This window comes from Candidatus Palauibacter sp., assembly GCF_965237495.1.
Classification (GTDB): Bacteria; Gemmatimonadota; Gemmatimonadetes; order Palauibacterales; family Palauibacteraceae; genus Palauibacter.
Map to the genome: position 1 here is coordinate 205,359 of NZ_OZ250143.1, position 21,913 is coordinate 227,271.

Below are 21,913 nucleotides of genomic sequence, written 5' to 3' on the forward strand. Positions count from 1 at the left end.
GCGGGCGCCGGGCGCGGGCTCAGCGCGCCGCGTTGCGGGCGAGCCGGATGCGGCTTATTGCGGCGTTGTGTTCCCGCAGAGTGCGCGTGAATTCGTGCGAGCCATCGTTCCGCGCCACGAAGAAGATGTATTCGTGCTCCGCGGGTTGGAGGGCGGCGCGCAGCGACGCCGCGCCCGGGGAAGCGATGGGGCCGGGCGGCAGCCCCGGCTGCGTGTAGGTGTTGTAGGGGTGGTCCGCGACGGCATCGATGTCGCGATAGAGGAGGCGCGACCTCGGTTCCCCAAGCGCGAAGTGCACCGTCGGGTCCGCCTGGAGCAGCATCCCGCGTTGCAGGCGGTTCCAGTACACGCCCGCGACGACCGTACGCTCATCCCCCTTCCGGACCTCCTTCTCGACGATGCTGGCCAGGGTCACGATCTCGCGCTCGTCCAGCCCGAGCGTCGCGGCCCGGGTTCGCTCCTCCTCGCCCCAGAACGCGTCATAACGGCCGACCATCGCGGCGACGATCGCAGGCAAGCCGACGCCCTCGGCGAACCGGTACGTCTCCGGAAAGAGGTATCCCTCGAGTGTCGGCCCCGGGACACCGAGTTCGGAAACCCGCGCCGGATCGGTCAGGTAGGCCTGGACCGCCTCCACCGGATCTCCGCTGTACGCGGCGAGACGGTCCGCGACTTGCGGGATCCCGAAACCCTCCGGAATCGTCAACGGTGTGGTGCCGACCGCGCCGCTGTGAAGCGCCCACGACAGGTACGCGTACGGCGCCCCTCTGGGAATCTCGTAACGGCCGGCCTTGAGCGACCTCGCCTCTCCCCTGAGGCGCACGTAGGCGTCGAAGATTCCGGAGTGGCCGATCAGTCCGGCCGTCTCCAGCAGTTGGGCGACGTCTCCGGAGGCGACCCCCTCGGGCACACGAATCTCGACGGTCGATCCGTCCGCGGGCCCCACCCCCCGGAACTCGGTGGAGAAGAACCCGTACGCCACGGGTGCCGCGGCTGCCAACACGGCGGCCACGCACCGACCCGCCTGCCGCCTCCCCGGCCCGCCGCTCATGGCCCTTCCGTGTCCGCGCCCACGGTCGGGATCGCAGTGCTCCGCAGGTAGGCGGAGAGCATGAGGGAGGCCGCGACCTCGTCGGCCCGACCCTTCTGTTCTCGCTTCGCCCTGGGCAACTGCATGGCGAGAATCTCCCGTTCCGCGTGCGCCGTGGACAGCCTCTCGTCCCACTCGATGGTGCCTACCCCGGTGGCCTCCCGGAGGGCTCGCGCGAAGGTGCGTGCCTCCTCGGCCATCGCTCCCGCGGTACCGTCCATCGCAAAGGGAATACCCACGAGGATGGCCGCGGGCTCCACTTCGGTCACGAGCGCGACCAACGCATGTGGGAGGGCGGAGGCTGGTGCTCCCCGCCGCGGTCGCTCGATCACGCCGCGAGGCGTCGCGATCGTCCGGGTCGGGTCCGTGACGGCGACCCCGATGCGCCGCCGGCCGTAGTCGAGGGCCATGAGGCGCCCCGCGGGGGTCATCAGCGCCCCCCGCCTCCGATGTCGACCCCGGCCGGGACCTCCCGGATCGTTTCCGCGGAGCCGAACATGAACCAGCAGGGCTGGCCGCCGCCGCATCGGACTTCCTTGACTGCCACCGCGCGGTTCGCCGCGCGGCTCAACACTCCGCCGAGCAATGCGGCCGCGAAGTGACAGCACGCCCCGCCGGGAGGTTCCTCCGGCGCCTCAACGGAGTCGCGCCACGCAATGGCGCCCGACCGTTGGCTTACGGGCCGGTACGATACCGAGCCGAGTCCGGCCCGGCGGACGGCCACATCGAACCGGGACCAGAACTCGGACGCCGGCAGCGCCGCGGGCGCCTCGGCCAACGTCGCGAGAAGACCTCCGCCCGCGCGGTCGCCGGCTTCACGCAGCACCTCGATCCCCGAATCGCCGCGCTCGACGCAACGGCGGAACAGGGTCGAGAGAGCGGACCTGGGGAGGCTTACGACGGGATCCTGCGCGGGGGAATTCATCGGCCGGAAAGCTAGACAGGCGATCGAAGGGGGACAAGGTTGGCCCGCGCGATTGGTCTGCGCGATTGGTCTGCGAGATTGGTCTGCGAGATTGGTCTGCGCGAAGCTCCCGAACCCGGATGATGCCTTGCTTCTGACGCCACTCATCGAGAAGAAACGCGACGGCGGCCGCCTCACGCCCGACGAACTGGAGACACTCCTTCGGGCGTACATGGAGGGCACGCTCGCGGACTACCAGATGTCCGCCTTCCTCATGGCGGCGTTCATCCGCGGCCTCGATCCCGGAGAACTGTCCGTGCTCACGCGGGCGATCATCGAATCGGGCACAAGGCTCGACTTCACGGACGAGGGCCCGCCGCCCGTCGACAAGCACTCGACGGGTGGCGTCGGCGACAAGGTCTCGCTCGTACTCGCGCCCCTCCTGGCGGAAGCGGGGCTTCGGGTTCCGATGATGTCGGGTCGCGGGCTGGGGCACACGGGCGGGACGCTGGACAAGCTCGAGGCGATCCCGGGGTTCCAGGTCTCCATCGAACTCGACCGCTTCCGGGCCATCCTCGACGAGGTCGGCTGCGCGATGATCGGGCAGACGAAGGAGATCGCGCCGCTCGACGGGCGGCTCTACGCGCTGCGGGATGTCACCGGGACGGTGCCCTCGCCGACCCTCATCGCGGCCTCCATCGTCTCGAAGAAGGTCGCCGAGGGGATCGGAGCGCTCGTGCTCGACGTGAAGTGCGGGCGCGGTGCGTTCATGACCGACGAGAGACGGGCCCGGGGGCTGGCCCGGACGATGGTCGACCTCGCGGCCACCGAAGGGGTTCGGGCCACGGCGCTGCTGACGGCGATGGATGCGCCCCTCGGCTACACGATCGGCAACGCGCTCGAGGTGGCGGAAGCGATCGAGACGCTGAGGGGCGGCGGGCCCGCCGATCTGCGCGAGGTCACACTCGCCCTCGGCGCCGAATTGCTCGTCTCAGCCGGCCGTGCCGCCGATGTCGAGGCTGCCGCGGCGGGGCTCGCCACCATACTGGAAGGTGGCGCGGCGTTGGGGCGGTTCGCGCGGCTCATCGAGGCGCAGGGCGGCGACCCGCGCGTGGCGGACGACCCGAGCCGGCTCCCGTCGGCGCCGGTGCGGGTGCCTTTCCGGTCGCCAGCTCCCGGCTGGCTCGACATCGACGCGCGCCGCGTGGGGCTCGCCTCGGTCGAACTCGGCGCGGGCCGCCGGCGCGTTGCGGACAGGGTCGATCCGACGGTCGGCTTCGAGCTGCACCGTCTGGCGGGCGATCACGTGTCCGAAGGCGAGATCCTGGTCACGATCCACGCGGCCGACGCGTCGAGCGCCGCCACCGCCGAGCAGCGTCTGATCGAAGCCATTGAACTCTCGGAGGAACCGCTCCCCCGGCGGCGGCTGATCCTGGACCGGGTCGACGAGGATAGCCGTGCGGACGGCTGAGATCCGCCGCCGCCACTGTCAGTAAGGTGGGGCCACCGGCCGCCTTGAGGACGACCCGGCCGTCCACGGGCCGTGTGCGTCGCACGTCTCCGTCGGCTCGGTCCCTTCCAGGTAGATCTCGACGTAGCTGAGTTCGACCGGGCACCACCGCGTCGACAGGAGGCCCGTCGTCTCGTCCACCGTACGCTCGATCAGGCCCTCGGGACGTTCCCAGGCGTCGGGGTATTCGTGCGTCTCGTAGTAGTGCGCGAGCACCGCCGCCCCGACGGGCGCCGCCGTTCCGCCCCCGGTCGCCCCCCGATAGATCCGCTGCGGCCGGTCGAAGCCGATCCAGGTCGTCGTCACGAGATCCGGCGTGAAGCCGACGAACCAGGTGTTCGTGGCGTCGTTCGTGGTTCCGGTCTTCCCCCCGACCGGCACGGTGTAGGGAATCTCGTAGCGCGACCGCACCGCCAGCGTTCCCGTTCCCATGTCCACCGCGTCGCGCAGCATCGACTGGGCGATCCAGGCGATGCCCGGGTCGAGTACGCGCTCCCGCTGCACATGGCTCTCCCACATGACGCGGCCTTCCTTGCTCTCGATGCGAAGGATCGACCGCGGCGTGACGCGGACGCCGAGATTCGCGAAGGTCGTGTACGCGGTGGCCACCTCGATCGGCCGCAGGTCGACGGAACCGATGGCGGCGGACGGAACGCGTGGGACTTCCGACGAGATCCCCATCCGTTCGGCCATCTGCGCGAACGACTCCTCTCCGACGCGCTGCCCCAGCTTGACGGCCACCACGTTGATGGAGCGGGCGAGCGCGCGGCGCAGCGTCAGCGGTCCCTTGAAGTCCTCGTCGAAGTTGCTGGGCGCGTAGGGGTCGCCGCCCACGTTCTCGAGGTAGTACGGCTGGTCGTAGATGACCTCGGAGGCCGGGATCCCGGAGGCGATCGCCGTCGTGTAGACGAACGGCTTGAACACCGAGCCCGGCTGCCGGATGGCCTGCGTCGCCCGGTTGAACTCCGAGTCGCGAAAATCGCGTCCCCCCACCATCGCGCGTACGTCGCCCGTCGCCGCATCCAGCGCGATGAACATGCCCTGGACGTACGGCATCTCGCCATCGCGGCTCGCCTGATACTGATACAGGCTGTCCGGGGGCCAGGCGCGCACCTCCTCGAAGGTGACGCCCGAAAACGCCGGGTGTCGGTCCACCCACTCCAGCTGCGCGAGCAACGCCGAGTCCGCCACGGCCTGGAGATCGGGATCCAGCGTCGTGTAGACCCTGTATCCCTTCTCGTAGATGTCCATGCCGTACAGAGCCTGGAGTCGCTGCCGCACCCATTCCACGAAGTACGGGGCTTCCTGCCGGATTCGGGCCCCGCGCGTCAGCTCCAGCGGATACGCCTTCGACGCCGCCGCGTCCTCGGGGCTCACGAGTCCCTGCTCCGCCATCAGCCCGAGGATGAGATTCCGCCGCCCGATCGCCCGTTCGGGGCGGCGGGTCGGGTTGTAGCTGGCGGGGTTCCTGGGGATCGCCGCGAGGAGCGCCGCTTCGGGTAGGTTGAGCTGCGCCGCCGTCTTCCCGAAATATCGTTCGGCCGCGGCCTGGACCCCGTACACGCCGTCGAAATTGATCTGGTTGAGATAGGCCTCGAGGATCTCCCTCTTGCTGTAGGCGCGCTCGAGATCGATCGCGACCCGCATCTCGCGCAGCTTCCGGCGCACCGTGATGTCGCGCCGGTCCACCGACCCCTGGAACATGTTGCCCGCGAGCTGCTGCGTGATCGAGCTCCCGCCGGACGCCCCGTAGCCCTGCAGGAGGAAATCGAGGAACGCCTTGGTCGTGCGGCGCAGGTCGATCCCGTGATGCCCCCAGAAACGCTTGTCCTCGACCGCGATGAAGGCGTTGTAGACGTGCCGCGGGAGGTCGTCCATCCGGATTGGCGTGCGGCGCTCGATGGCGATTTCGGCGAGGAGCGAGCCGTCGGCGGCGAACAGCTTCGTCGCCTGCTTGGGTTCGAAGGCGTAGATCTGGGCGATCGATGGGCATGCGTCGCAGAGGTGCGTCCAGCCCCGCCAGGCAATGCCGGCGAGGAAACTCGCCGCGCCGAGGAGGACGACCAGGATGGTCCCCCGCACCCGCGCCGGGAGCGCCCTCCAGCGCGCGATCGTACCGCGGAGGGCGGTCTTCCTCCGCGGAGCGGTCTTCTTCCGCGGTGGCGTCCCGCGCCGCCCGCCCCGGGCGCGTCGCGCCTTCCGGGAGTTCCGCCGCCGCCTCATGCCGCTCCCCGCCCTGCGCTCCCGCTGCCGCTCACGATCTCCTCCGGACTCCGCCCCTCGCGTCGAATCGCCACGAGGCCGATTGTATCGTCACGCCGCTCCCGACGGGAGCCACGACGAGATGACAGGGAATATACCGAACGCGCGTGCGAATGTTTCTCCCCGTAGCAGAACAGCTCGATCGGATCCGGCAGGGCGCCGAACGGATCGTCCCGGAAGCCGAACTCCTCGCCAAGCTCGAACGCTCGGCGAGGGAGGAGCGTCCACTCATTATTAAGCAGGGGTTCGATCCCACGCGCCCCGACCTTCACATCGGCCACGGCGTCTCGATCCACAAGCTGCGCACGTTCCAGGAACTCGGTCACCGGGTCGTCTTCGTGATGGGGGACTTCACGGCCCGCGTCGGGGACCCGAGCGGACGCGACGAAACGCGTCCGATGCTCTCCGGGGAGGAGATCGAGTCCAACCTCGCCACGTACGAGAAACAGTTGTTCCGCATCCTCGATCCGGAGACGACGGAGATCCGGCGGAACAGCGAGTGGCTCGCGCGGCTCACGCTCGCGGACATTCTGCGCCTCACCTCCCAGTACACCGTGGCCCGCATGCTCGAGCGCGACGACTTCGCGGAGCGCCACCGCGAGGGTCGCCCGATCAGCCTCGTCGAGTTCCTCTACCCCATGATGCAGGGCTACGACTCCGTCGCCCTGCGGGCCGATGTCGAACTCGGCGGGACCGACCAGCTCTTCAACCTCCTGCTCGGCCGAACGCTGCAGGAGCGTGCCGGACAGGAGCCGCAGGTCTGTCTGATCATGCCGCTGCTGCGCGGGACGGACGGCAGGCGGAAGATGTCGAAGAGCTACGACAACTACATCGGCATCTCGATGGAAGCGGAGGACGCGTTCGGGCGTGTGATGTCGATTCCGGACACGCTCCTCGAAGAGTGGCTCTCGCTCGCGTCCAGCGCCCGGGGCGAAGAGCTGGCCCGGCGCCGGCGCGAGGCCGGGACCGATCCGCTGGCGACCAAGCGCTGGCTGGCCGGGGACATCGTCGCGCGATATCAGGGCACGGCCGCCGCCCGGCGGGCGCGGGAGGCGTTCGACCGTCTCCACCGCCACCGGAAGATGCCGGAGGATATTCCGACGGTCGCGCTCTCGCTCGAAGGCCGCGATGGGCTGTGGATCGCCCACGTATTGCGAGACTCCCATCTCGCGTCCTCCTCCTCGGAGGCGGGTCGCCTCATCCGCCAGGGCGCCGTGCGCGTGGACGGAGAGGTCATCGCCGATCGGGACCTGCGCCTCGGCGCGGGTGAGTACGTCGTGCAGCGGGGCAAGCGGAAGTTCGCGCGAATCTCGGTGGGGCCGTAGCCGGACACTTGCACGCCTTCAAGCGCCCGTTCATGTTTCCCGGTCCCCTCCACCGGGGGGATTGGCGTTCCTGCACCCGGGAAACGGAGAGGGTGTCCCGAAACGGTGCGCTTGAACGTTGTACACGGGAAGGGTGACGCGCAGCAGACTCTGACGGCTTGTTTTCGGACGCGGTGTATCGACCCGGCCGCGCCCGACGAGAGGAGCACCTCTCGCATAGTTCCGGGTCCTGGAGGATCCCACTGCCACAGGAGGGTGATCCATGTTGTTTGACTTGTCAGGAAGGCGGAAGCGCGTGAGCGCGCTGGCCGCCACCGCAGTGAGCGCCTGGCTCTTTATCGGTGCGGCTCCGCTGCTCGCCCAGGGGGCGGTGTCGGGGACGGTGACCGACGCGGAGTCGCTCGCCCCGGTAGCGGGCGCGCAGGTGTTCGTAGCGGGAACGGTGATCGGAACGCTGTCGGGCCAGGAGGGCACGTACCGCATGGAAGGGGTGCCGGCGGGCGAGCAGACGGTGACGGTGCGTCTGATCGGCTACCGCGAGCTCTCGCAGACGGTGACGGTCCAGTCGGGGCAGGTCGCCACGGCGGACTTCTCCGTGCAGCAGACGGCGCTCCGGATTCAGGATATCGTGGTCACGGGGGTGGTCGGCGAGACGCCGCAGGTGAAGCTCCCGTTCACGGTGGTGCGTCTCTCGGCGCAGGATCTCCCGGTGCCATCGGCGGACGTCTCGTCGCTGCTGGCGGGCAAGGCGGCGGGCGTATCGGTGGTTTCCGGCTCCGGCCAGCCCGGCCAGGCGGCCGACATCCTGCTGCGCGGCCCGACGTCCATCAACGCGTCCGGCCGTTCGCAGGCGCCGCTGATCGTGATCGACGGCGTGATCCAGTCCGAGGGCGCCTCTCTCTCCGACGTGGGCGCGCTGGACGTCGACCATGTGGAGATCGTGAAGGGCGCGGCGGCGGCGTCGCTGTACGGCTCGCGGGCGCAGAACGGCGTGATCCAGATCACGACGAAGCGCGGCACGGGCCTGCGGACGAACTCGCTGAACATCCTGGCGCGCGGCGAGTATGGCTTCGGCCAGCTCGTCGGCGACATCGGCCTCGTGCGCTCGCACCCGTACACGATGAACGCGTCCTCGACGAAGTTCATCGACTCGACGGGCAGCGAGGTCGACTTCCGCGACCTCAACCGTCCGGGCTTCGGGTCGGCGATCCTCTACAACCAGATCATGCCGGGGGAGCCCGCGACGCCGCAGACGGCGTTCGCGAACCAGGCTTTCCCGGGCGATCTGTTCGACCACATGGACACGTTCTTCGATCCGGGCGCGACCATGGACATCTACGGGGCGGTGACGGGCCGCTTCGGCGAGTCGAGCTTCCGGGTGAGCGTGGACCAGTTCCGCGAGGCCGGCGTGGTCAGCTGCGCGGTCTGCATCGACAACCTCTCCGATCTCAATGCGGACCGCGTCGCGCAGGGGATGTCGGCCTTTGACGTCGGCGTGCCCGACGACGAGGGCTACGAGCGGCAGAACGTGCGGCTCAACGTGGACACGCGCTTCGGCGACCTGGACATCGCGGCGAGCGGCTTCTACTCGCGCTCCGACCAGGACGACAGGGCCGTCTCCACGGGCGCCTTCTCGCGGCTGACCTTCATGTCGCCCGCGATCGACATCACCGACATCGATCCGAGCGACGGCTATCCCGACATCAACGCGGACCCGCAGTCGATCGAGCCGAACCCCCTGTACCTGCTCTCCGTCAATGACGGCAGGGACAAGCGGACGCGGACGATGGGCTCGGTGGACCTCAACTACTCGCCGGCGGGAATCGACTGGCTGACGTTCGAGGCGAATGCCTCGTTCGACCGGACGGACTTCCGCGACTACACGATCCGGCCCAAGAACGAGCGGACGGCCGGCGGCGGCGGCACCGGTGACTTCACCGGCGGCAGCCTGCGCGAGTACAACTTCACGGACGAGGCGATCAACGCCTCGCTGACGCTCGGCGCGAGCCAGACGTTCATGGACGGCGACCTCACGGTGCGCGGGAAGGCCCGTTACCTGATCGAGGATCAGGACTACGGGAACAACGGCGTGTTCGGGAGCCGCTTCTCGGTGCAGGACGTGCCGAACTTCGGCGCGATCGTCGGTGAGACGACCGGCAGAAACCAGGTCCGCCAGATCAAGGCGGAGGGGCTGTTCGGGATCGCGAGCGCGGACTACCGCGGCCGCTACATCCTCGACGGTCTGATCCGTCGCGACGGCTCCTCGCTGTTCGGCCCGGACGAGCGCTGGCAGACGTACTACCGGGGCTCGGTCGCGTGGCGGATCGCGCAGGAGGACTTCTGGAACATCGACGCGATCGACGAGTTCAAGCTGCGCTTCTCGCTCGGAACGGCGGGCGGGCGGCCGAACTTCTACGCCCAGTACGAGACGTTCGGCGTCTCGGCGGGCGCGATCTTCCCGGTCAACCTCGGGAACACGGCGCTGAAGCCGGAGTTCACTACCGAGCGCGAGGCGGGGATGAACTTCGTGTTCTTCGACAACATCGGGCTCGACCTGACGTATGCCTGGCAGACGACGGATGATCAGTTGCTGCAGGTCCCGCAGCCGGCGTTCGTGGGCTTCTCGAGCCAGTGGCAGAACGCGGGCGAGATCGCGGCGCAGACGTACGAGGCGTCGCTCCGCTACGCGGCGATCGACGAACAGGACATGGGCCTCCAGTTCCGCGTGAACTGGGACAAGACGAAGCAGAAGATCACGCGTCTCGATGTTCCCGCCTATCAGTTCAGCGCCTTCTACGTCGCCGAAGGTCGTCCGCTGGGCGAGATGTGGGGCGAAATCTGGGCCGAGAGTTGCGCGGACCTCGCGCCGGTCGGTATCTCGGCCTCCGACTGCGCCTCGAACTTCCAGGTGAACGACGACGGACTGCTCGTCCCGACGGGCGCCGCCAACTTCACCGATGGGTTCAGCAGCGGGCTGTGGGGAACCCAGGTCATGGTCGCCACGGAGGACGGCGAGAACTCGTACCACTGGGGTTTCCCGATCAAGATCCGGGACTACTCTCCGGTGTGCGTGGAGAAGAATCCTGGCAACTACATGGAGAAGTGCCCGCTGGTCGAGGATCGCCTCCCGATCGGGAACACGACGCCCGAATTCAACACGTCGTTCGCGACCAACTTCCGGTACAAGGGCCTGAGCCTGAACGCCCTGCTCGAGGCCTCCGTGGGGCACCACATCTACAACGGGACGAGGCAGTGGTCACTTCGTGAGCTGCGTGGTGAAGACACGGACCAGACGGGCAAGCCGCTGGAGCACAACAAGCCCGTCGGATACTCGTCGGCGATCTACTCGGTCAATGCCGACAACTCGTGGTTCATTGAAGACGGCTCCTGGATGAAGGTCCGCGAACTGTCTCTTGGCTTCACGCTGCCGGCGTCGATCGTGGAGAGCCTGTTCGGCGGCGTCTTCGACCGCGTTACGGTCAACGCGATCGGCCGCAACCTGTTCACCCTCACCGGCTACCGCGGCTACGACCCAGAGGTCGGCAGCGGCGGCGGCCAGTTGGGAAGCACGGCGATCAACGCGCAGGACAACTTCGCATATCCGAACTTCCGGACGTTCACCTTCTCGGCGGAACTGGTCTTCTAGACCTCAACCTGTTGACAGCGGCGGGCCCCGCCCTCTCCGGAGGGCGGGGCGCTCCCAGGTTCGACGAACCGACGGGAGATCCCGATTGCATTGGAGGAGAAGAATGAAGAACAAGCTGGTATCCACAGCCTTCGCGCTGGCGATGCTGGTCGGCTCTACGGGTTGCGACCTCCAGGTCGAGAACCCGAACGAGCCGGATCGCGCGCGCGCGCTGGCCGGGCCGGATGATGTGGAGACGCTCATTGCGAGCTCCTTCCAGAAGGTCTGGGAGATCGGGCACTACTGGAACAACGCGAACTTCGCCTTCGGTCACATGGCGAGCCGCCACACGGCAACGTGGGGCAACATGGGGATGAACGACCTCGGTCGTGAGCCGCGGGAGGCGCTCCCCAACTCGCCCTCGTATCGCTGGGCCTACGTCTTCGAGGCGAACTGGGGCGACGCGTACGGCGGCATTTCGGCCTCCTCGGACGGGATCCGGGCTATTGATGCGGGCCTGGAGATCGGAGCGGGCGGCTTGCGGAACGCCCGCGCGCGGTCCTTCGCCGTGGCGAACCAGGCGATCCTGGGCTGTCTGCTCGCGCTCTGGTACGACCAGGCGTTCATCATCGACGAGACGGTCGACATCGCCGGCGAGCTTGAGACGGTCGACTACAACGCAATGTTCAGCTACGCCATGGGCAAGCTGGACGAGGCCGAGTCGATCGCCCGGGCCGCCTCGTTCTCCCTTGAGGAGACGTGGATCAACGGCAACAGCTGGAGCAACAGCGAGCTTGCGGACTACCTCGTGAGCTGGAAAGCGCGCTGCGCGGCGAACCTGCCGCGGACGGATGCCGAGGCGGCCGGTGCGAACTGGAGCCAGATCATCGCGAACGCGCAGAACGGGATCCGCGACGTCGTCGTGCTCGGCGAGGACTCCTCGTCCGACACCGCGTGGTTCGATGGCCTCAAGTCGCTCATGCAGGAGAACGAGACCTGGCACCGGATGCACATGGACTGGATCGGCATGGCGGACCAGAGCGGCGAGTACCAGGATTGGCTGTCGACGCCGACGGAGCAGCGTACGGCGCGCCTCCTGACGTTCGGCGACGACAATCGCTTCCCCCCGGAGAACGTGGAGGGGACGACATCCGACGTGGTGAGTCCGTCCGTCGCGTCCTACGGGCCCCGGTCGCGCTTCAACGCGACGATCATCTTCCGTCCCGAGCGCGGTACGTATCGCCAGTCGCACTACGGTGACATGCGCTACGACGTGTACACGCAGAGCTGCAGCTTCTGCTTCTTCGGCGACATGGAGCACATGACGGCGCAGGAGATGGACGGCTACGTCGCCGAGGGCCATTACCGCATGGGCAACTTCGGGGGTGCGGCGGACATCGTGAACCGGACGCGGATGGAAGCCGGGCTGCCGCCGGCGCCGTCGAACCCGACGGATCTGGTGCCGTCCAACGGGGCGGGCGAGTGCACGCCGCATAAGCGGTACGACGTTCAGGGCCGCTGCGGCAACCTGCGCGACGCGATGTGGTTCGAGCACTTCGAGACCGTGTTCAACGTGTTCGGCGGACTGGAACACTGGCACGGGCGTCGCAACGACCTCCTGCCGGCAGGGACGGGACTGCAGTTGCCGATGCCGGCGGCGGACCTCGAGGTCCTGCAGCGGGACATCTACACGTTCGGTGGAGGCGGAGCGAGCTCGGCTCCCAACCCGATTCCGCCGTCCGTGGTTCCGGGCAACCTGAACTCCGCGCTGGAGCGGGCGGCCTACTCGCTGGCCCGGCTCCGGCAGCAGCAGGAGTCGCGAAACAGGACGACGGGGCTCGTCGTTCGCTAGGATCCGGAACCCGTGGAGGGTTGCGGGGGGCTCAGCCCCCCGTGGCTGCTCTTCACAAGAGCGTTTTCGCCGGAGTTCACGCACCTCCGAGCCTGGCCCTGCATGGGGCTTGGCCCGGAGGTGCGTCTTTTTGGCTTCAGCGGGGGCCGTCGTCGGGGAAGCCCCGTGGTCTTGTCACAGTCGCGGGGGCCGTGAGACGTTTAGGGTGAGGATATCCTTGGCGAGCAAGGAGCCTGGACAGGCTTCCCCCGGCGTCCGGCGGCGCGCGCCCTGGAGTCCCGGGGTCCACGGAGGACGGCTCGTGCAGAGACTCTTCGCAGACAGCAACCATGCACCTTCGCGTCCCGCCCGCGGGCGCTGATGCGGCGTGCGTTTTTTTGCAGTGATTTCTCGACCCGGCGTGTCGGCCCGGCCGTGTCGAGCGGGGGCGAGCGCCCCCGCAATTGCGGGTCGCAGGGGAGGATCCCGCTGGCACAGGAGGTGATCCATGCTGTTTGACTTGTCAGGAGGGCGGAAGCGCGTGAGCGCGCTGGCCGCCACCGCAGTGAGCGCCTGGCTCTTTATCGGTGCGGCTCCGCTGCTCGCCCAGGGGGCGGTGTCGGGGACGGTGACCGACGCGGAGTCGCTCGCCCCGGTAGCGGGCGCGCAGGTGTTCGTAGCGGGTACGGTGGTCGGGACGCTGTCGGGCACTGAGGGCACGTACCGCCTCGAGGGGGTGCCGACGGGCGAGCAGACGGTGACGGTGCGTCTGATCGGCTACCGCGAGCTCTCGCAGACGGTGACGGTCCAGTCGGGGCAGGTGGCCACGGCGGACTTCTCCGTGCAGCAGACGGCGCTTCGGCTCCAGGACATCGTGGTCACGGGGGTGGTCGGGGAGACGCCGCAGGTGAAGCTCCCGTTCACGGTGGTGCGTCTCTCCGCGCAGGACTTCCCGGTCCCGGCGGCCGACGTCTCTTCGCTGCTGACCGCGAAGGCGGCCGGCGTATCCGTGATTTCCGGTTCGGGCCAGCCCGGCGCGGAGGCTTCGGTCCTGCTGCGCGGCCCGACGTCGATCAACTCGTCCGGCCGCTCTCTGGGGCCGCTGATCGTGATCGACGGCGTGATCCAGTCCGAGAGCGCGACGCTCTCCGACGTGGGCGCGCTGGATGTCGACCATGTGGAGATCGTGAAGGGCGCGGCGGCGGCGTCGCTGTACGGCTCGCGGGCGCAGAACGGCGTGATCCAGATCACGACGAAGCGCGGCACGGGTCTGCAGACGAACTCGCTTAACATCCTCGTGCGAGGCGAGTATGGCATGGGCCAGCTCGTCGGCGACGTCGGCCTGACGCGCTCCCATCCGTACCTGATGAACTCGGCGGGGACGAAGTTCATCGATTCCGACGGGAACGAGGTCGACTTCACCGACCTTAGCCGCCCCGGTTTCGGAGCCCCGGTCCTCGCGAACCAGATCAACCCGGACCAGCCGGGCGATTCCTTCACGGCGTTCGCGAACCAGGCGTTCCCGCACGAGCTGTTCGACCACATGGACACGTTCTTCGAGCCGGGCGAGACGACGGACGCCTACGGGGCGGTGACGGGCCGCTTCGGCGAGTCCAGCTTCCGGGTGAGCGTGGACCAGTTCAGGGAGGGCGGCGTGGTGCGCTGCACGCCGTGTATCGACAACCTCGCCTCGCTCAACGCCGACCGGGTGGCCCAGGGGCTGACAGCCTTCGACGTGGGGCTTCCGGACGATGACGGCTACGAGCGGCAGAACGTGCGCCTGAACGTGGACACGCGCTTCGGCGACCTGGACATCGCGGCGAGCGGCTTCTACTCGCGTGCGAACCAGGATGACAAGGCCGTGGCGAACAGCGCCTTCAGCCAGCTGACCTTCGCGTCTCCCGCGGTCGACCTCACGCAGATCGATCCGACGGACGGCTACCCGCTCATCGATGCCGACACGCAGTCGATCTCGTCCAACCCGCTGTACCTGCTCGCGGTCGTCGACAGTCGGGACAAGCGGACGCGGACGATGGGCTCGGTGGACCTCAACTACTCGCCGGCGGGAATCGACTGGCTGACGCTCGAAGCGAACGCCTCGTTCGACCGCACGGACTTCTACGACTACACGCTCTTTCCGAAGAACGAGAAGACGCGAGAGGGACCGACCGGCGGCAGCCTGCGCGAGTACAACTACACCGATGAGGCGATCAACGCCTCGGTGACGCTCGGCGCCAGTGAGACCTTCATGGACGGCGATCTCACGGCCCGCGGGAAGGTCCGCTACCTGATCGAGGACCAGGCTTTCGGCTCGAACGGCGTGTTCGGGAGCCAGTTCTCCGTGCAGGACGTGCCGAACTTCGGCGCCATCATCGGCGCGACGAGCGGGAACAACCAGGTCCGCCAGATCAAGGCGGAGGGGCTGTTCGGGATCGCGAGCGTGGACTACCGCGGCCGCTATATCCTCGACGGCCTGATCCGCCGGGACGGCTCCTCGCTGTTCGGGCCGGACGAGCGCTGGCAGACGTACTACCGCGGCTCGGTCGCGTGGCGGATCGCGCAGGAGGACTTCTGGAACATCGACGCGATCGACGAGTTCAAGCTGCGCTTCTCGCTCGGAACGGCGGGCGGGCGGCCGAACTTCTTCGCCCAGTACGAGACGTTCGGTATCTCGGGCGGCGCGATCTTCCCGATCAACCTCGGGAACACGGCGCTGAAGCCGGAATTCACGACCGAGCGCGAGGCGGGGATGAACTTCGTGTTCTTCGACAATCTGGGCCTCGACCTGACGTACGCGTGGCAGACGACGGACGACCAGTTGCTCCGGGTTCCACAGCCGGCGTTCGTGGGCTTCTCCAGCCAGTGGCAGAACGCGGGCGCGATCGCGGCGCAGACGTACGAGGCTTCGCTCCGCTACGCGCCGATCGACACGCAGGACATGGGCCTCCAGTTCCGGTTGAACTGGGACAAGACGAAACAGGAGATCACGCGGCTGGACGTACCCCCTTACCAGCAGGGGACGTTCTTCGTCGCCGAGGGTCGCCCCCTGGGCGAGATGTGGGGCCACGTGCTGGCGAAGACGTGCTCGGACCTCTCGCCGATCGGGGTCTCGGCGTCGGACTGCACCGCGAACTTCCAGGTGAACGACGACGGGCTGCTCGTGTGGACGGGCGGCGCCGACTTCACCGAGGGATTCAGCAGTGGTCTGTGGGGCACCTCGGGCGACGTGACCACGGACACCGGGGACCAGCTGTTCGGCTGGGGCCTCCCGGTCAGGGTTCTGGACTACTCGCCGGCGTGCGTGGCGAAGAACCCGTCCAACTTCACGGACAAGTGCCAGCTCACGGACATCCTGCCGTTCGGGAACACGACGCCGGACTTCAACCTCTCCTTCGGATCGAACTTCCGCTGGAAGAGCCTGAGTGTGAACGCCCTGGTCGAGTCGTCGATGGGCCACTCGATCTACAACAACACGGCGCAGTGGTCCCTTCGGGATGACCGCGGCGAGGATGTGGACCAGACGGGCAAGCCGCTCGAGTTCAACAAGTCCATCGGATACGTCGCGGGGCTCTACACGTCGAACAACGACAACGACTGGTTCCGCGAGGACGGGGACTGGATCAAGATTCGCGAGTTGTCGCTCGGCTACACGCTGCCCGAGCCGATGATGGAAGGCCTGTTCGGCGGCGTGTTCGACCGGATCACGCTGAACCTCATCGGCCGCAATCTCCTCACGATCACCGACTACCGGGGGTACGATCCCGAGGTTGGCCGGTCCGGCGGGGAAATCGCGAGTGCGACGCTGCAGCGATACGACAACTTCGGCTATCCGAACTTCCGGACGTTCACCTTCTCGGCCGAACTGGTCTTCTGACCCGGGGGAATGGAGCGGAAGATCGTGATCGAACTAATGGAGGGACCATGAAGAAGAAGCTGACACTTCCCGCCTTTGTACTGGCGCTCCTGGTCGGCTTGTCGGGCTGTGACCTTCAGGTCAACAACCCGAACGAGCCGGACCGGGGGCGGGCGCTGGCCAGCCCGGACGACGTGGAGACGCTCATCGCGAGCACCTATCAGCAGGTCTGGGCGATCGGACACTACTGGGATAACGCGAACTTCGCGTTCAATCACATGTCGAGCCGCCACACGGCCACCTGGGGCAACAACGGGCAGAACGACTTCGGTCGCGAGCCCCGCGAGCCGATGCCGAACTCGACCTCGTACCGCTGGTCGTACGTGTTCTCGGAGCACTGGCAGGACGCCTACGGGGGCATCTCGGCGGCTTCGGACGGGGTCCGGGCCATCGACGAGGGGCTGGAGATCGGCCCGGGTGGAGAGCGGAACGCGCGGGCGCGGGCGTTCGCCGTCGCGAGCCAGGCCGTGCTGAGCTGCCTGCTCTCGATGTGGTACGACCAGGCCTTCATCGTCGACGAGACGACGGACATCACCGGCGAACTCGAGACGGTCGACTACAACGCCATGTTCGCCTACGCGATGGGCAAGCTGGACGAAGCGGAGTCCGCCGCGCGGGCGGCTTCGTTCACGCTCGAGGATGCGTGGATCAACGGAAACTCGTGGAGCAACCAGGAGTTCGCCGACTATCTGGTGAGCTGGAAGGCGCGCTGCGCCGCGAACCTGCCGCGGACCGACGCGGAGGCGGCGGGAGCGAACTGGAGCCAGATCATCGCGAACGCCCGCAGCGGCATGCAGAACGTCGTCGTGATCGGCGAAGACCGTTCGTCGGACACCTCCTGGTTCGACGACCTGAAGGCGAAGGCGCAGCAGAACGGTACCTGGCACCGCATGCACATGGACTGGGTCGGCATGGCGGACCAGAGCGGAGAATACCAGGACTGGCTCTCGCTCCCGACTCAGAGCCGGACGGCGCGCAAAATGACCTTCGGCGATGACAAGCGCTTCCCGCCCGTCAACGAGGACGGGGCCCTGGGGGAGAGCGTGAGTCCCACGGCCGCATCCACGGGCCCGCTTCACCGCTACAACGCGAACATCATCTTCATCGCCTCGCGCGGGACATACAGGCAGTCGCACTACGGCGACGCGCGGTACGACGTGTACACCCTGAGTTGCAACTTCTGCGAGTCCGGGGACATGGAGGAGATGACCGGGCAGGAGTTGAGCCACTACATCGCCGAGGGGCACTACCGCATGGGCAACTTTGCCGGCGCCGCGGACATCATCAACGCGACACGGATGGAGGCCGGGCTGCCGCCGGCGCCGTCGAACCCGACGGATCCCGTGCCGTCGAACGGGGCGGGGGAGTGTACGCCGCACAAGCGGTACGACGTGCAGGGCCGCTGCGGAAACCTGCGCGACGCGATGTGGTTCGAGCACTTCGAGAACGTGTTCAACGTGTTCGGCGGGCTGGAGTTCTTCCACGGACGCCGCAACGACATCCTGCCATCGGGCACGGCGCTGCAACTTCCCATGCCGGCCGGCGACCTCGAAGTGCTGCAGCGGGACATCTACACCTTCGGCGGGAGCGCCGGCGGCGGTGCCGGGAATCCGACGCCTCCGTCGATCGTTCCGGGCAGCCTCGACACCGCGCTGGAGCGGGCGGCCTTCGCGCTGCATCGCCTCCGGGCACAGCAGAAAACCGCGCGCGCGAACCAGGACCTCGTGGTCCGCTAGTTGGAAATGCGGGACTTCGGCAGGAGGGGGGGGGCGTGAGCCCCCCGCCCCTGTCGCGGGGCAGATATCGTGGCCATGTTTGATCGGCAGGACGCGGCGGACGACACTTTCGCTGTGCCGGGTGTCACGATTACGGGGTCACAGATCGTTTAATATGGAGTGTGGTGCCGGGTTCCCTGGAGGGGTTGGGGGCCATGAAGGTTGTCTCCTTACATACGGATCTCGGAGGAAGTTGTACGCACCTCCTCGTCACGCCCATGGGGGCGCAGGCCGGGGGTGTGTTTTTTTCCCGCTGGCACAGGAGGTGATACATGCTGTTTGACTTGTCAGGAGGGCGGAAGCGCGTGAGCGCGCTGGCCGCCACCGCAGTGAGCGCCTGGCTCTTTATCGGCGCGGCTCCGCTGCTCGCCCAGGGGGCGGTGTCGGGGACGGTGACCGACGCGGAGTCGATGGCCCCGGTAGCGGGCGCCCAGGTGTTCGTAGCGGGTACGGTGGTCGGGACGCTGTCGGGCACTGAGGGCACGTACCGCCTCGAGGGGGTGCCGGCGGGAGAGCAGACGGTGACGGTGCGTCTGATCGGCTACCGCGAGCTCTCGCAGACGGTGACGGTCCAGTCGGGGCAGGTGGCCACGGCGGACTTCTCCGTGCAGCAGACGGCGCTTCGGCTCCAGGACATCGTGGTCACGGGGGTGGTCGGCGAGACGCCGCAGGTGAAGCTCCCGTTCACGGTGGAGCGTCTCTCGGCGCAGGACATCCCTGTCCCGGCGGCGGACGTCTCGTCGCTGCTGGCGGGCAAGGCGGCGGGCGTATCCGTGATTTCCGGCTCCGGCCAGCCCGGCCAGGCGGCGGGGATCCTGCTGCGCGGCCCGACGTCGATTAATTCGTCCGGCCGCAGCATGCAGCCGCTGATCGTGATCGACGGCGTGATCCAGTCCGAGAGCGCGACGCTCGCCGACGTGGGCGCGCTGGATGTCGACCATGTGGAGATCGTGAAGGGCGCGGCGGCGGCGTCGCTGTACGGCTCGCGGGCGCAGAACGGCGTGATCCAGATCACGACGAAGCGCGGCACGGGCCTGCGGACGAACTCGCTGAACATCCTGGCGCGCGGCGAGTATGGCATGGGCCAGCTCGTCGGTGACATCGGCCTCGTGCAGTCTCACCCGTACACGATGAACGCGGCCGGGACGAAGTTCATCGATACCGACGGGAACGAGGTCGACTTCCGCGACCTCAACCGCCAGGGCTTCGGGTCGGCGGTGCTCTACAACCAGATCGACATCGGCGAGAACGGCACGACGTCGACCGCGTTCGCGAACCAGGCCTTCCCGGGCGAGCTGCTGGACCACATGGACACGTTCTTCGATCCGGGCGAGACGATGGACTTGTACGGGGCGGTGACGGGCCGTTTCGGCGAGTCGAGCTTCCGGGTGAGCGTGGACCAGTTCAGCGAGGCCGGCGTGGTGCGCTGCACGGCGTGCATCGACAACCTCGCCGATCTGAACGCGGACCGCGTCGCCCAGGGCTTGACGGCCTTTGACGTCGGGACGCCCAACGACGAGGGCTACCAGCGGCAGAACGTGCGGCTGAACGTCGACACACGCTTCGGCGACCTCGACATCGCGGCGAGCGGCTTCTACTCGCGTGCGGACCAGGACGACAAGGCCGTCGCCACAAGCGCCTTCTCGCGGCTGACCTTCGTCTCGCCGGCGATCGATATCTCGGGCATCGATCCGTTCGACGGATACCCCGACATCGACGCGGACCCGCAGTCGATCGAGGCGAACCCGCTCTACCTGCTGGCGGTCAACGACAGCCGGGACAAGCGGACGCGGACGATGGGCTCGGTGGACCTCAACTACTCGCCGTCGGGGCTCGACTGGCTGACGTTCGAGGCGAACGCCTCGTTCGACCGCACGGACTTCCGCGAGTACACGATCCGCCCCAAGAACGAGCGCACCTCCGCCGCCAGCGGTACGGGCGAGGTCACCGGCGGCAGCCTGCGCGAGTTCAACTTCACGGACGAGGCGATCAACGCCTCCGTGACGCTCGGCGCCAGCCAGACGTTCATGGACGGCGATCTCACGGCCCGCGGGAAGGTCCGCTACCTGATCGAGGATCAGGACTACGGGAACAACGGTGTGTTCGGGAGCCGCTTCTCGGTGCAGGACGTGCCGAACTTCGGCGCGATCGTCGGTGAGACGACCGGCAGAAACCAGGTCCGTTCGATCAAGGCGGAGGGGCTGTTCGGGATCGCGAGCGTGGACTACCGCGGCCGCTACATCCTCGACGGTCTGATCCGTCGCGACGGCTCCTCGCTGTTCGGCCCGGACGAGCGCTGGCAGACGTACTACCGGGGCTCGGTCGCGTGGCGGATCGCGCAGGAAGACTTCTGGAACATCGACGCGATCGACGAGTTCAAGCTGCGCTTCTCGCTGGGGACGGCGGGCGGACGGCCGAACTTCTTCGCCCAGTACGAGACGTTCGGCGTCTCGGCGGGCGCGATCTTCCCGGTCAACCTCGGGAACACGGCGCTGAAGCCCGAGTTCACGACGGAACGCGAGGCCGGGATGAACTTCGTGTTCTTCGAGAACCTCGGGCTCGACCTCACGTACGCGTGGCAGACGACGGATGACCAGCTCCTGCTCGTCCCGCAGCCGGCCTTCGTGGGCTTCTCGAACCAATGGCAGAACGCGGGCGCGATCGCGGCGCAGACGTACGAGGTGTCGATGCGCTACGCTCCGATCGACACGCAGGACATGGGCCTGCAGTTCCGCGTGAACTGGGACAAGACGAAGCAGGAGGTCACGCGGCTGGACGTGCCGGACTTCACCCAGGGGACGTTCTTCGTCTCCGAGGGTCGTCCGCTGGGCGAGCTGTGGGGCGAGGTGCTGGCGACGAGTTGCGAGCAGCTCGCGCCGGTCGGGATCTCGGCCTCCACCTGCGCCTCGAACTTCCAGGTGAACGACGACGGGTTGCTCGTTCCGACGGGTAGTTCCGATTTCACCGAGGGGTTCAGCAGCGGACTCTGGGGCACGCGCGTCACGGTGGACGCCGAGGACGGGGAGCGAATGTACGCGTGGGGGCACCCGATCTACGTCCAGGACCGTTCGCCGGCCTGCGTGGCGTCGAACCCGACGGACTACATGGACAAGTGCCGCCTCACCGAGTTCCTGCCCTACGGGAACACGACGCCGGATTTCAACACGTCCTTCGCGACGAACTTCCGGTACAAGGGCCTGAGCCTGAACGCCCTCCTCGAGGCGTCCGTGGGTCACAAGGTCTACAACAACACGGCGCAGTGGGCGCTTCGCGAACTGCGCGGCGAGGACGTGGACCAGACGGGCAAGCCGCTCGAGTTCAACAAGCCGACCGGATACGCCTCGGTCATCTACAACGTGGGCTCGGACAACTCGTGGTTCGCCGAGGATGGCGACTGGCTCAAGGTGCGTGAGCTGTCGCTCGGCTACACGCTGCCTCAGACCATGATCGAGGGTCTGTTCGGGGGCGTGTTCGACCGGGTCACGCTGAACCTGATCGGTCGCAACCTGATCACCCTCACCGGATACCGCGGCTACGACCCCGAGGTCGGCCGCAGCGGTGGATCGTTGGGGAGCGAAACCCTCAACCGCGTGGACAGCTTCGGGTATCCGAACTTCCGCACCTTCACTGTCTCGGCGGAACTGGTCTTCTGATCAGGGAGATCTCGAGTGGGCAACG

At 67.6% G+C, this 21,913-nt stretch carries 11 protein-coding genes; 7 read left to right on the plus strand and 4 right to left on the minus strand.

What is annotated here, in order from left to right; all coding sequences use genetic code 11:
- Nucleotides 1–19 precede the first annotated feature (19 nt).
- From mltG to ACPXY0_RS00935, 3 genes are read right to left on the minus strand one after another with little or no spacing between them, the layout of a single operon-like run.
- Nucleotides 20–1,051: an endolytic transglycosylase MltG gene (mltG, locus tag ACPXY0_RS00925; protein WP_423927592.1), complete on the minus strand. Its 1,032-nt coding sequence runs from the start codon at nucleotides 1,049–1,051 to the stop codon at nucleotides 20–22.
- The gene (ruvX, locus tag ACPXY0_RS00930) at nucleotides 1,048–1,521 is read right to left on the minus strand and encodes a Holliday junction resolvase RuvX (RefSeq protein WP_423927594.1); all 474 of its coding nucleotides are present in this window, start codon (nucleotides 1,519–1,521) and stop codon (nucleotides 1,048–1,050) included. Before ruvX ends, mltG begins: the two co-directional genes overlap by 4 nt.
- Nucleotides 1,521–2,015 carry a hypothetical protein gene (locus tag ACPXY0_RS00935; RefSeq protein ID WP_423927596.1) on the minus strand — a complete coding sequence of 165 codons (495 nt, stop codon included), beginning with the start codon at nucleotides 2,013–2,015 and terminating at the stop codon, nucleotides 1,521–1,523. The genes ruvX and ACPXY0_RS00935 overlap by 1 nt, the downstream gene beginning before the upstream one ends.
- A gap of 127 nt (nucleotides 2,016–2,142) precedes the next feature.
- On the opposite strand from ACPXY0_RS00935, the gene ACPXY0_RS00940 reads away from it, so the two are divergent.
- Complete coding sequence (locus tag ACPXY0_RS00940; protein WP_423927598.1) at nucleotides 2,143–3,465, plus strand: thymidine phosphorylase; 1,323 nt, start codon at nucleotides 2,143–2,145, stop codon at nucleotides 3,463–3,465.
- Nucleotides 3,466–3,483: 18 nt separating this feature from the next.
- On the opposite strand, the gene ACPXY0_RS00945 is transcribed toward ACPXY0_RS00940, so the two are convergent.
- Nucleotides 3,484–5,727, minus strand: coding sequence for a penicillin-binding protein 1A (locus tag ACPXY0_RS00945; protein WP_423927600.1), 2,244 nt, complete (start codon nucleotides 5,725–5,727; stop codon nucleotides 3,484–3,486).
- 152 nt (nucleotides 5,728–5,879) lie between these two features.
- Between ACPXY0_RS00945 and tyrS the strand changes: the two genes are divergently transcribed.
- From tyrS to ACPXY0_RS00975, 6 genes are all read left to right on the plus strand, one after another.
- Nucleotides 5,880–7,091 carry a tyrosine--tRNA ligase gene (gene tyrS, locus ACPXY0_RS00950; protein WP_423930529.1) on the plus strand — a complete coding sequence of 404 codons (1,212 nt, stop codon included), beginning with the start codon at nucleotides 5,880–5,882 and terminating at the stop codon, nucleotides 7,089–7,091.
- Nucleotides 7,092–7,353: 262 nt separating this feature from the next.
- A complete protein-coding gene (locus ACPXY0_RS00955) occupies nucleotides 7,354–10,737 on the plus strand; it encodes a SusC/RagA family TonB-linked outer membrane protein (protein WP_423927602.1) in 3,384 nt (1,127 codons plus the stop codon).
- Nucleotides 10,738–10,840: 103 nt separating this feature from the next.
- Nucleotides 10,841–12,568 carry a hypothetical protein gene (locus ACPXY0_RS00960; protein WP_423927604.1) on the plus strand — a complete coding sequence of 576 codons (1,728 nt, stop codon included), beginning with the start codon at nucleotides 10,841–10,843 and terminating at the stop codon, nucleotides 12,566–12,568.
- A 487-nt stretch (nucleotides 12,569–13,055) separates the two neighbouring features.
- Entirely contained in the window at nucleotides 13,056–16,421 is a 3,366-nt protein-coding gene (locus ACPXY0_RS00965; protein WP_423927606.1) for a SusC/RagA family TonB-linked outer membrane protein, read from the plus strand.
- A gap of 47 nt (nucleotides 16,422–16,468) precedes the next feature.
- On the plus strand, nucleotides 16,469–18,196 hold the full coding sequence (locus ACPXY0_RS00970) for a hypothetical protein (protein WP_423927608.1): 1,728 nt from the start codon (nucleotides 16,469–16,471) through the stop codon (nucleotides 18,194–18,196).
- A 311-nt stretch (nucleotides 18,197–18,507) separates the two neighbouring features.
- The gene (locus ACPXY0_RS00975; protein WP_423927610.1) at nucleotides 18,508–21,888 is read left to right on the plus strand and encodes a SusC/RagA family TonB-linked outer membrane protein; all 3,381 of its coding nucleotides are present in this window, start codon (nucleotides 18,508–18,510) and stop codon (nucleotides 21,886–21,888) included.
- Nucleotides 21,889–21,913: the final 25 nt, after the last annotated feature.

Bases quoted from the DNA above. Each gene is read 5' to 3' on its own strand.
- ACPXY0_RS00970 (WP_423927608.1), top strand. From the start codon at position 16,469: ATGAAGAAGAAGCTGACACTTCCCGCCTTTGTACTGGCGCTCCTGGTC.
- ACPXY0_RS00945 (WP_423927600.1), bottom strand. From the start codon at position 5,727: ATGAGGCGGCGGCGGAACTCCCGGAAGGCGCGACGCGCCCGGGGCGGG.
- ACPXY0_RS00975 (WP_423927610.1), top strand. From the start codon at position 18,508: ATGCTGTTTGACTTGTCAGGAGGGCGGAAGCGCGTGAGCGCGCTGGCC.
- ACPXY0_RS00935 (WP_423927596.1), bottom strand. From the start codon at position 2,015: ATGAATTCCCCCGCGCAGGATCCCGTCGTAAGCCTCCCCAGGTCCGCT.
- ACPXY0_RS00965 (WP_423927606.1), top strand. From the start codon at position 13,056: ATGCTGTTTGACTTGTCAGGAGGGCGGAAGCGCGTGAGCGCGCTGGCC.
- ruvX (WP_423927594.1), bottom strand. From the start codon at position 1,521: ATGACCCCCGCGGGGCGCCTCATGGCCCTCGACTACGGCCGGCGGCGC.
- ACPXY0_RS00955 (WP_423927602.1), top strand. From the start codon at position 7,354: ATGTTGTTTGACTTGTCAGGAAGGCGGAAGCGCGTGAGCGCGCTGGCC.
- tyrS (WP_423930529.1), top strand. From the start codon at position 5,880: ATGTTTCTCCCCGTAGCAGAACAGCTCGATCGGATCCGGCAGGGCGCC.
- ACPXY0_RS00960 (WP_423927604.1), top strand. From the start codon at position 10,841: ATGAAGAACAAGCTGGTATCCACAGCCTTCGCGCTGGCGATGCTGGTC.
- mltG (WP_423927592.1), bottom strand. From the start codon at position 1,051: ATGAGCGGCGGGCCGGGGAGGCGGCAGGCGGGTCGGTGCGTGGCCGCC.